Origin of the sequence: Streptomyces sp. CBMA123 (assembly GCF_014596465.1) — a bacterium.
GTDB lineage: Bacteria > Actinomycetota > Actinomycetes > Streptomycetales > Streptomycetaceae > Kitasatospora.
In genome coordinates, this window is sequence record NZ_MECK01000194.1 from 1 (window position 1) to 10,082 (window position 10,082).

Below are 10,082 nucleotides of genomic sequence, written 5' to 3' on the forward strand. Positions count from 1 at the left end.
GAACTGCCGCCGGCCCGGAGCGACCGGCCCGACGCCGAGCAGTCGCCGGCCGCGTCCGGCGAGCTGGCCAACACCCGTCGGCTGCTGGTCTGGCCCGAGCCGGACCCGGCCACCAACCAGGCCCTCCAGTCGCGCGGCTACCTGCCGGTGATCGTCCGCTCCCGCGAGGAGGTCGACGCCCAGGCGAACGCCTTCCCGGCGGCGCTCTTCGTCGACCCGCTGACCAGCCCGATCACCCGCACCGCGCTGCAGTCGCTGCGCACCGCGGCGCTCAACAGCAGGGTCCCGGTGCTGGTCACCGCCGGCCTCGGCCAGGCCACCCGGGACGCCGCGTACGGCGCCGACCCGGCCGTGCTGCTGCGCGCCCTCGCCCCGCGCGACGGCGAGCACCACGCCCCGCGGGTGCTGCTGGTGGAGGGCGACCCGGACATCGCCGCCGCCATGATCAGCAGCCTGGAGCGGCGCGGGATGCACGTCGAGCACGCGGTGGACGAGAACGACGCCGTCGCCCGGGCCAGCAGCGTGCAGCCCAACCTGGTGGTGATGGACCTGTTCCAGATCCGCCGCCGCCGGATCGGCCTGCTGGACTGGCTGCGCGCCAACGACCGGCTGCACCGCACCCCGCTGGTGGTCTACACCTCGGTCGACCTCGACCCGCGCGAGCTGCCCCGGCTGCGCACCGGCGAGACGGTGCTCTTCCTCGCCGAGCGCTCGACCAGCGAGGACGTCCAGTCCCGGATCGTCGACCTGCTCGGGCGGATCGGCACGATGGGCGAGGCGGGCGTCGCCGCCGCGGGCTGAGGCCCGGAGAGACGGCGGAGGCCCGGAGACACGGCGGAGGGCCGGTCCCGTTCCGTACGGGGCCGGCCCTCCGTGCTGTCCGCTACTCCTCGGCTACTCCTTGCCGAGCGTGGTGACGTCCAGTTCGTCGGCCGCGTAGCTGGCCCGGAGCACCTTCTTGTCGAACTTTCCGACCGAGGTCTTCGGGACGGACTCGACGATCGCCCAGCGCTCCGGCAGCTGCCAGGAGGCGATCCGCTCGGCCAGGAAGGCCCGCAGCTCCTTCAGCCCGGCGGTCGCGCCCGGGCGCAGCACCACGGTGGCCAGCGGGCGCTCGCCCCACCGCTCGTCCGGCACCGCGACCACGGCGGCCTCGGCCACCTCGGGGTGGCCCATCAGGGCGTTCTCCAACTCGACCGAGGAGATCCACTCCCCGCCCGACTTGATGACGTCCTTGGCCCGGTCGGTGAGGGTCAGGTAGCCGTCGGCGGTGATGGTGCCGACGTCGCCGGTGCGCAGCCAGCCGTCCTCGGAGAACTTGTCCTCGGGGCGGAGCGGGTCCTGCCCGGCACCGCCGTAGTAGGCGCCGGCGATCCACGGGCCGCGCACCTCCAACTCGCCGGCGGCGACGCCGTCGTGCGGCATCCGCTCGCCGCCCGGGCCGATCAGCCGGGCCTCGACCGAGGCCGGGAAGAGGCCCTGGGTGATCCGGTACGGCCACTCCTCCTCCGGGGTGAGGCCACCGGGCGGCTGGGCGAAGGAGCCGAGCGGGGAGGTCTCGGTCATGCCCCAGGCGTGCAGCACCCGGATGCCGTGGCGCTCGTCGTAGGCCTTCATCAGCGAGGGCGGGCAGGCGCTGCCGCCGATGACCACCATGCGCAGGCTGGAGGTGTCGTAGTCGCCCGCGTCCAGCTCGTCCAGCAGGCCGCTCCAGATGGTGGGGACGGCGGCGCTGACGGTGGGCCGGACGGCGGCGATCATCTCGGCCATCGGCTTGGGCTGGAGGAAACGATCCGGCATGAGCAGGTTGGCGCCGGACATGAAGGCGGCGTGCGGGATGCCCCAGGCGTTCACGTGGAACATCGGGACCACCGGCAGCGCGGTGTCGCGCGGGGTGAAGGCGAAGTTGTCGCCGGTGTTGACCTGCATGCAGTGCAGGTAGATCGACCGGTGGCTGTAGAGCACGCCCTTCGGGTCGCCGGTGGTGCCGGAGGTGTAGCAGAGCACGGCGGCCCGGCGCTCGTCGATGTCGCGCTGCCACGGGAAGTCGGTGGGCCGCCCGGCGATCAGCTCCTCGTAGTCGTGCACGCCGCCCGCGAAGCCGGCCAGCAGCGAACGGTCGCCGGGGCCGGCCACCACGATGTGCTTCAGGGTGGGCGCGAGGTCCGGCAGCACGGCGGCGAGCAGCGGCAGGACGCTGCCGTTGACGACGATCACGCGGTCCGCGGCGTGGTCGATGATGAAGGACAGCTGCTGGGCGGGCAGCCGCAGGTTCAGGGTGTGCAGCACGGCGCCCATCGCGGGGACGGCGAGGTACGCCTCCAGGTGGAAGTCGTTGTTCCACATCAGGGTCGCCACCCGGTCGTCCCCCGTCACGCCGAGCTCGTCGCGCAGCGCGTGCGCGAGCTGCGCGGCGCGGGCGCCCACCTCGGCGTAGGTCCGGACGACCGGCCCGCTCACGTCCCAGGTGGTGACGGTCGAACGGGCGTGGACGGTGGATCCGTGCTCCAGGATTCGGGTGACGGTGAGCGGTACGTCCTGCATCGTGCTGAACACGGGTCCTCCTCGACCTGGCGGCACTGGCGACTCCGACGGCACACCTACCGGGCGGTAATGCGCGCGGACGTGCCCGATTGTGCCGTTCCGTCCGCCCGCTGTCAGCATCCCGGCCCCGTTGCGCGGATCACGGGTTCGCCCCGGTTCCGCACCGGGGTCGCTCAGCGGTGGTCGGGGCGGCAGAGGCGCAGCGAGTTGACCGGGTCGGGGGCGTACGCCGGGTCGAGGACCCAGCCCTGCTCGGCGGCGATCCGCAGCGCCTGCTGGGCGCCGGCGCCGCGGTAGGTGGCGCGGTGCAGCCGGACGCGGCGCAGGAAGGTGCCGTCCGGGGCGAGCAGCCGGCCGTAGCTTTCGGCGGTGCGGCCGAGCTCGCGGGCGGCGTCGCGCTTGAGGATGCGGCGGACGTGGCGGTCCCAGGCGGCGGGGCTGCCGGTGAACTCGGCGCGGAAGGCGCGCGGGCCGACCGTCCAGCGGGCGCCCCAGCGCTCCCAGTAGTCGGGCTCGGGGCGGTCCACCCAGAAGGTGAGCAGGGCGTACACCGGGGCGTAGCCGATCTGGAGCAGGAAGATGACGGGCAGCAACGGCGCGAAGCGGCCCGGCTGCGGGCCCCACGGGGTGCCGGGGGCAGCGGGCGGGTCCTGCGGGGAGGGCGCGCTCACGGCCGTGGGGGCGGGGAACCGGCGGACCAGCCGGACCCGCTCGGCGTCGGTGCCGGAGGGCGCCGCCTGCCAGCCGGAGCGCTCGGCGACCCGCACCACGCCGTCCGCGCCGAGGCCCCGGTAGAGGCGCGCCGCCAGGCCGACGGACACCTCGCGGCCGAGGTCGAGCTGCACCTCGCCGCCGCCGGCCGCGTGGTTCGCCTCGGCGGCGGCGATGCGGCGCTTCAGCACCGGGGTGACGTAGCGCTCCCAGTCCTCGGGGCGGCCGGTGAGCTCGGCCCGCAGACGGCGCGGCGGGATGAAGCTGCGGTTGACCCTCAGCCAGCCGTCGGAGCTGGGGCCCTCCCCGCCGTAGTTGGAGAAGATCGCGGCCGCCAGGATGGCCGCGAAGACGACCACCAGACCGAGGATCCAGAGCGGGGCGTAGATCCACTGCAGGAGGAACTGGAGCAGCACGGCCGCGCGGTTGCGGCGCGGCAGCGGGCCGGCGAGGCCGCCGGGCTGCGGCTGGTCGGCGGTGAACTGGCCTGCGGGGTACGGGGGTTGGGCGGTGAACTGGCCTGCGGGGTACGGGGGTTGGGCGGTGAACTGGCCTGCGGGGTACGGGGGTTGGGCGGCGGGCTGCTGCGGCGGCGGAGCCGGCTGGGCGTACGGGTTCTGGGCGTACGGGTTCTGCGGCGGCGGCACGGGCTGGGCGTACGGGTTCGGCGGGTACGGGCCCGGCTGCGGTGCGCCGCCGTACCCGGGCGCGCCCGGATGTTCCTGGCCGTTCGTCATGCCGCCCCCTGGGTGCTCGCTGAGCGGCCACCCTATCGACGGGGGGTCAGCCGGCGGTCGGCCCGTCGACCTGGTCGCGGTCGATGGCGAGGGTCTGGCCGGCGTAGGTCTCCTGGACGTTGCCGCGGTACTGGTGGACGCGCTGGCGGGAGCGCCAGAGGTCCGGGGTGAGCGGTCCGGCCCCGGCCGTGTCGGCGTGATCGTCCCAGTGGGCGTACCAGACGGCGTCGGGGAGCGGGGAGCTGCCGGCCCGGGCGGCGGCGGCCAGGTCGGCGACGCCGGAGTCGAGGCTGGAGTAGAAGCCGGAGCTGTAGCCCGCCGAGTGCAGGCCCTGGGTCCAGCCGAGGGTGAAGTCGACCACGGCCTGCCCGCAGGCGGCGTCGTGCACCGGGTAGGCCTCGATGTCCAGGTAGACCGGGCTGCCCGTGCCGAGCCCGAGCGAGCGCATCGCGCGCACGGCCTCGTCGGCCTCGTCCTGGCCCTGCTGGACGGCCTTGGCCGGGTCGATCCGCTGGGGCTTGCGGCTCAGGTCGGCGCACGGGGCCTGCAGGCCGACGTGCACCGGCAGGAAGCGCCAGCCCGTCGAGCGCGCCTCGCGGATCCAGTCCGCGGTGAGCCGGGGCTGGGCGCAGCCGCGCTGGGAGCCGCTGACGTAGATGCCGACCGCCGCGTACGGGGAGGCGGCGCGCCAGCCCCGCAGGGTCTCGGCCGGGGGTGCGGTGCAGGCGTCGAAGGCGGCGCCGCTCCAGTTGTCGTGGAACCGGGGCGGGCCGAACCGGTCGGGGAGCTTGACCGCCCGGATGCGCGGGGCGGCGACGGCCGCGGGGGCGGAGGCTTCGGCGTCCACGCCCGTCCCTTCGATGGCCAGCAGGAGCACGAGGGAGGCGGCGAGGACGGCCGCCGGGCGGAGGTAGCGCATCCGGCCTTGGTACTGACGGACCGTCGGACGAACGCGTCCACCACGCCGCAGGGGCCGCGCGAGTCCACCCTTTCGGGCGCACCCGTCCGCATCCGTCCCGATTCCGGTAACGAGCTTGCTGCTTTGTCACTCCTTACGGCAAACTCGTTAGCATGCCCACCTCCCAGAGCAGCGAAACCGCTGCCCCCACCTCGGCCGCCGCCGTCGCCGAGGCCCTTGCCATGCCGCCCGCCCCCAAGGGCGAGCCTGCCGGCGAGCGGGGCAGCTGGCGACGAGGTGGGGAGCCCGGCTCCGCGGCGCCCCCCGGGGTGCGACCCGGCCGAACCGGCCGGTTCGGCAAGGCCCTGCGGCGCCCGGAGAGGATCCCGGCGCCGCTTCTGTGTCTGGTCGCGATGTTCCTGGTGCAGACCGGCATCGCCCTGTCCAAGCCGCTGTTCGGCCCGCTCGGGGTCAGCGGCACCACCTTCCTGCGGCTGGGCTTCGCCGCGGTCATCCTGCTCGCCGTCACCCGGCCCAGGCTGCGCGACAAGCGCCCGCGCGACCTCGCCGCGGCCGCGCTGCTCGGCATCGCCTCGGCCGGGATGACGTTGCTGTTCGCCGGAGCGATCGACCGGCTGCCGATGGGCACCGCCGCGACCATCGAGTTCCTCGGCCCGCTCGCGGTCGCCCTGGTCTTCGCCCGCCGCGCCAGCCACCTGCTCTGGGCCCTGCTCGCGGGGGCCGGCGTCATCCTGCTGACCCTGCTCGGCGAGGGGGAGGGCGGCGGCTCGCTCGACCCGGTCGGCCTGCTGTACGCCTTCGGCGCGGCGGCCTGCTACGCGGTGTACATCCTGTTCACCGACAAGGTCGGCGCCACCTTCCAGGGCTTCCAGGGCCTGGCGGTGTCGATGACGGTCGGCGCGCTGGCCCTCGCGCCGTTCGGGCTCGGCCAGGCCTGGGACGGGCTGACCGCACCCGGCGCCTCCCCGCTGGTGCTGCTCGCCTCGGCGGCCGGGGTCGCGCTGCTGCTGCCGGTACTCCCCTACGCGCTGGAGATGACGGCGCTGCGCCGGATGCCCCAGCGGGTGTTCAGCGTGCTGGTCAGCCTGGAGCCGGCGGTCAGCGCGCTGGTCGGGCTGGTGGTGCTCGGCCAGCTGCTGGGTGCGGCGCAGCTGGCCGGGATCGGCTGCGTGGTGGCGGCCAGCGTGGGGGCCACGCTGACCGGGCGGCGCTGAGCGTCCCGGCGCCCTCCGGGGCTGACGGCCCTTACGTCGCCTACCTCGTTTACGGGGCTTACGAGGGCGACGTTTACGGCGCTTACGGCGCCTACGGCGCTTACGGCCAGAGCAGGGTGCGCGACCACTCCGGGGCGCGGACCGGGCCGGTGCGGGTGTAGCGCAGCCGGACATGCCGGCGCTGGGCGTCGCCCTGCCAGAACTCCACCTCGTGCGCCCACAGGGTGTAGACCGCGTGGCCGGGCGCGACGGCGTCCGGCGTGGCCTCCAGCCGGCGCCGGGCGACCTTCACCGCCTCGTCGTACTCGGTCAGCCCGCCCAGCGGCTCGCTCTGCCGGCCGACCAGCGCGCCGATCCGGGCGGCGGGCGAGCGGGTGGCGAACTCGGCGGCGGCGACCAGGTCGGCGGCCCGCTCGACGGTGCCGCGGACCCGCACCTGGCGGCCCAGCTGCGGCCAGTAGACGGACAGCGCGGCGGCCGGGTGGTGGGCGAGCTGACGGCCCTTGGGGCTGTCGGCGGCGGCGGAGAAGTTCCAGCCGGTGCCGGCCGAGTCCACGTCGCGCAGCACCAGCACCCGGGCGTCCGGCATGCCGTCGGCGTCGACCGTGGAGAGGGTGAGGGCCTGCGGGTCCAGCACCCCGGCGTCCAGCGCGGTGGCGAGCCAGTCCAGGAACAGCGGGCCGGGCTCGGCGGGGGCGGCCTCGTGGTCGAAGGAGGGCAGCGGGCGGGCCATCGGCGGGCGGCCGAGCAGCAGTTCGGGGACGGACCGCGGTCCGGGCCGACGCTCGTCCAGTGGGGCCGGGCACGCCTGCGGCTGCGGCTCCGGTGCGGGCCTGGCTCCGTCCGGGCCGGTCAGGCCCTCGTCCTCCGCCGCCATCGCGCGCCTTCCTTCCGATTGCCGCGGTCGTCGCCCCGGTCGGGCCGTCCGTTCCGGGCCCGGCCATATGGAGCGCTGTCGGAGCGCAACCGTACCGCCGTGGACCGACGGCTCCGGGCTCGGGCCCTCGCTGGACGGATCCGGGCCGCTCGCACACGTTCCCGGGCCCGGCGCCCGTGCGGGCCGGAGGCCGCTCGGGCCCGGCCGTGCGCCCGGAGCGGTAGCCGCCGCCCGGGCTCCCGCCCACCGGCGCCGGACGCACTCGTGGGCGGTGCCGATGGCGGCACCGCCCACGAGGCCGGTTTCAGCGGTGACCCTTTCCGCCGGCCGGTCCATGCGTTTGTCCGATCTCCCCGGTCCACACCGGGACGGGAGTCCGCCCGGGGACCGTTTCCATCCCCTCCGCGATTGCTCAGCTCACCTGCGGCCGTCCACCTCCGGCGCCCCCGCCGGCAGTGGTGCCGGAGGTGGTCAGCTGAAGATCGGGGTGAAGATGACGTTGACGTTCTTGTTGCCCTGGCCGGCCAGGACGTTGCCCGCGTTGTCCTTCACCGCGACGGTGTTGTTCTGGTTCGAGGCACCGGCGCCGGTGGCCGTCTGCTGGTTGGAGACGTAGTTGCCGTCGACCCCGCCGAAGACGTTGCCGGTGCCGGTGTTGGACACCACGCCGGCGTTGGAGCCGGCCGCGGCACCCGCGCCGTTGTCGGCGGCGGCGACCCCGGCGCCCGCCAGCAGCAGACCGGCCGCGAGCGGCGCGGCGAGCAGGAGCCCGGATACCCGGCGGGTGTTGAAGCGAGCCACATGAGCCTCCAAAAAGCTGTTAATCGTGTATTGGTCGTGCATGGTGCGGGGGTTCGCCGGCCAGACGAACACCTGCGGGCTGCGACGCCGGTAGACAGACTTCCGCAACAAATCGACAAAGCACTAGCCGACGGGGCAGTTTTCGCCCGTTAGCGTGATATCCACCGGGGCCGCGCATAACGGGCGCCACATCGGACAGTGCGCCGACACACCGTCACTGAGCTGGGACTTTGCCCGAACGGCAGCGACTTTCCGCAGCCCGGGGAGCGACGCTTCGGCGCCACACGAACCACCGAGCGCACCACCCCGGCGCAGGCTGCCATGGAACGTGCCCCCGAAAAGTTCGACCACCCTTCCATGTCGACTTTCCAGCCATTCGCAGACCATCAGAAAGTCGTACTGAAATATGGCAAAGAAAGCGGTCACCGAAGGGGTGATGAGACGATGAATCCTGCCGCTCTGAATCCTGCCACTCCGAATCCTGCCGCCCTGAAAATCAGACCATCTTGCCCGGATTGAGGATTCCCAGCGGATCGAAGACCGCCTTCACCTGCCGCTGCAGGTCCAGCCCGACCGGCCCCAGCTCACGGGCCAGCCAGTCCCGCTTGAGCAGCCCCACCCCGTGCTCGCCGGTGATCGTGCCGCCCAGCTCCAGCCCGAGCGCCATGATCTCGTCGAAGGAGCGCTGGGCGCGGGCCGTCTGCTCCGGGTCCGCCGCGTCGAAGATCACGATCGGGTGGGTGTTGCCGTCCCCGGCGTGGCTGACCACCCCGATGGTCAGCGCGTGCCGCTCGGCGATCCGCGCGACGCCGTTCAGCATCTCGGCCAGCCGGGACCGCGGCACCGCCACGTCGTCGATCATCGTGGTGCCCAGCCGGTCCAGCGCGGGCAGCGCCAGCCGCCGGGCCGCCAGCAGCAGATCGGACTCCGCCTGGTCCTCGGCCGGTACCACCTCGGTCGCCCCGGCCTCCCGGCACAACTCCGCGACCCGCGCCAACCCGGCCTCCCGGTCCGGCCCGTCGAAGGCCACCAGCAGCAGCGCCTGGGTCGACTCCGGCAGGCCCATCTGCCCCAGCTCGTTGACGGCGCGGACGGACACCGCGTCCATCAGCTCCATCAGTGACGGGGTCAGCCCGCGCGCCATCACCGCGCAGACCGCCGCACCGGCCGTGTCCGCGCTCGGGAACTCCGCCGCCAGCGCCAGCTGCGGGGCCGGAGCGGGCCGCAGCGACAGCACCGCCCGGACCACCACCCCGAGCGTCCCCTCCGAGCCGACCAGCAGCCGGGTCAGGTCGTACCCGGCCACCCCCTTGGCCGTCCGGCGCCCGGTGGACAGCAGCCGGCCGTCCGCCAGCACCACGTCCAGCCCGAGCACGTACTCGCTGGTGACGCCGTACTTCACGCAGCACAGCCCGCCCGCGCCGGTGCCGATGTTGCCGCCGATCGTGCAGGACTCCCAGCTGGACGGGTCCGGCGGGTAGCAGAGCCCGAACTCCGCCACGGCGCGCGAGAGTTCGGCGTTCACCACGCCCGGCTCGACGACCGCGACGCGGTTCACCGGGTCGATCTCCAGGATCCGGTTCAGCTTCACCAGCGACAGCACGATGCACCCGTCGACCGCGTTCGCCGCCCCCGACAGCCCCGTCCGGGCCCCCTGCGGCACCACCGGCACCCGCAGCTCGGTGGCGGTGCGCAGCACGTGCCGCACCTGCTCGACCGTCTCCGGGAAGACCACCACGGCGGGCGCGCCGGCGACGCAGAAGCCCGCCATGTCATGGCTGTAGGCGGCGGTCACGTCCGGATCCACCACCACCGCCCCGGCCGGGAGGCCCTGCGCCAGTCGGTCCGTCAGATCACCCATCGCCGCCTCCACTCGCCGCCGCACCGCCGCACCGCCGCCCCTCCGCACTCTGCCCGCCGGGCCGGGGGCGGGCAAGTGGGCCTCCTCGCCGGTCAGGCCCGGTGCAGGGCCGGGGTGGCGAGGGCCGCCAGCCCGGCCGCACCGGTGGCGAGCGCGCAGAGCAGGGTTGGCAGGGCGGCGTCGGCCGCGTCCGCCAGCAGGCCGAGCAGACCGGTGGACAGCACCAGGGCGAGGCTCTGTACCAGCGTCAACAGCGCCTGCACCCGGGAGAGATGGGAGGCCGGCGCACCGCCGAGCACCAACGGCCCGAGGTGACAGGCGAACAGCCCGGACCCGACGCCCGCCACCGTGCTCCCGGCCACCGCGCCCGCCGGGCCGGCCGACAGCGCCAGCAGCGCCACACCCGCCGAGGCCGTAC

At 74.5% G+C, this 10,082-nt stretch carries 7 protein-coding genes and 2 pseudogenes; 2 read left to right on the top strand and 7 right to left on the bottom strand.

Annotated elements, in window-relative coordinates:
• A pseudogene (locus BG452_RS21700) lies at positions 1-801 on the top strand (hypothetical protein); the annotation flags it as partial.
• A gap of 93 nt (positions 802-894) precedes the next feature.
• Here the strand turns inward: BG452_RS21700 and BG452_RS21705 are convergent.
• From BG452_RS21705 to BG452_RS21715, 3 genes are all read right to left on the bottom strand, one after another.
• Positions 895-2,556, bottom strand: coding sequence for a long-chain fatty acid--CoA ligase (locus BG452_RS21705; RefSeq protein WP_188306007.1), 1,662 nt, complete (start codon positions 2,554-2,556; stop codon positions 895-897).
• A 161-nt stretch (positions 2,557-2,717) separates the two neighbouring features.
• Positions 2,718-3,992, bottom strand: coding sequence for a hypothetical protein (locus BG452_RS21710; RefSeq protein WP_188306008.1), 1,275 nt, complete (start codon positions 3,990-3,992; stop codon positions 2,718-2,720).
• Between the two features lie 46 nt (positions 3,993-4,038).
• Positions 4,039-4,911 (bottom strand): DUF1906 domain-containing protein, encoded by an 873-nt coding sequence (locus BG452_RS21715; RefSeq protein ID WP_188306009.1) that lies wholly within the window; start codon positions 4,909-4,911, stop codon positions 4,039-4,041.
• A 152-nt stretch (positions 4,912-5,063) separates the two neighbouring features.
• On the opposite strand from BG452_RS21715, the gene BG452_RS21720 reads away from it, so the two are divergent.
• Positions 5,064-6,125 (top strand): EamA family transporter, encoded by a 1,062-nt coding sequence (locus tag BG452_RS21720; protein ID WP_223242550.1) that lies wholly within the window; start codon positions 5,064-5,066, stop codon positions 6,123-6,125.
• Between the two features lie 100 nt (positions 6,126-6,225).
• Here BG452_RS21720 and BG452_RS21725 read toward each other — a convergent pair whose 3' ends face one another.
• The 4 genes and pseudogenes from BG452_RS21725 to BG452_RS21740 all read right to left on the bottom strand — a co-directional run.
• The gene (locus BG452_RS21725) at positions 6,226-7,002 is read right to left on the bottom strand and encodes a pyridoxal 5'-phosphate synthase (protein WP_223242551.1); all 777 of its coding nucleotides are present in this window, start codon (positions 7,000-7,002) and stop codon (positions 6,226-6,228) included.
• Positions 7,003-7,473: 471 nt separating this feature from the next.
• Positions 7,474-7,803 carry a hypothetical protein gene (locus tag BG452_RS21730; RefSeq protein WP_188306010.1) on the bottom strand — a complete coding sequence of 110 codons (330 nt, stop codon included), beginning with the start codon at positions 7,801-7,803 and terminating at the stop codon, positions 7,474-7,476.
• 496 nt (positions 7,804-8,299) lie between these two features.
• Positions 8,300-9,664: an FAD-binding oxidoreductase gene (locus BG452_RS21735; RefSeq protein ID WP_188306011.1), complete on the bottom strand. Its 1,365-nt coding sequence runs from the start codon at positions 9,662-9,664 to the stop codon at positions 8,300-8,302.
• Between the two features lie 92 nt (positions 9,665-9,756).
• Positions 9,757-10,082 (bottom strand): annotated as a pseudogene (locus BG452_RS21740) (MFS transporter); the annotation flags it as partial.